2 protein-coding genes are annotated in these 596 nt (G+C 58.4%); both read right to left on the reverse strand.

Annotated elements, in window-relative coordinates:
* The coding region (locus tag JK635_RS27930; protein ID WP_235887912.1) for an LOG family protein at positions 1–310 on the reverse strand (310 nt) is incomplete at its 3' end.
* Between the two features lie 106 nt (positions 311–416).
* Positions 417–596: TetR/AcrR family transcriptional regulator (locus JK635_RS27935; RefSeq protein ID WP_202653002.1), on the reverse strand; the 180-nt coding region annotated here is incomplete at its 5' end.

Here is a 596-nt window from a genome sequence, read left to right on the forward strand (position 1 = left end):
AACCGTCCGACAGTTCTGCCATCATGGCCTTTCGCTCATGCATGTCCTTCACCACATGCAACTCGGTCAGGCCATGGTGACCGACCTCGCGCTTCATCAGCGCCTGGGGAATCACGCCAGTGGCCCGGCCGCCTCCCTGCATCACGGCATCGGCGATGGCGCCCATCAGGCCGACATTGCCGCCTCCATACACCAGCCCGATATCGCGCCGTACAAGTTCCTGTCCCAGCGCGCGGGCGGCCTGCGCATAGCGCTCGGAGGCGCCCATCGCAGAACCGCAATAGACGCAGACTGATCTGATTTTCTTCATTGTGATGAAACCTGCCAAATGTGTTGAATGGGTTGAATGGGTTGAATGGGTTGAATGAGTTGAATGAGTTGATCTGGGCCGAATCGATCGGCTCACGCTGGATGGCTTAGCTGGGACGCTTGGAGTATTCCTCGACCAGCTTCAGGAACAGCGCATGCGTATCGCCCCGCAGGTAGGGACCAATCAGCGAGAGAACCTGATAGCAGCCGCGCATCAGGGCTTCCGCCATCACCTGTTGCTCGGTGTACCTGCGCGGATTGAGCACGTATTCATACGACATCCAGTA

The sequence above is a fragment of the Neobacillus paridis genome (assembly GCF_016765675.1).
Taxonomy (GTDB): domain Bacteria; phylum Bacillota; class Bacilli; order Bacillales; family Cytobacillaceae; genus Neobacillus; species Neobacillus paridis.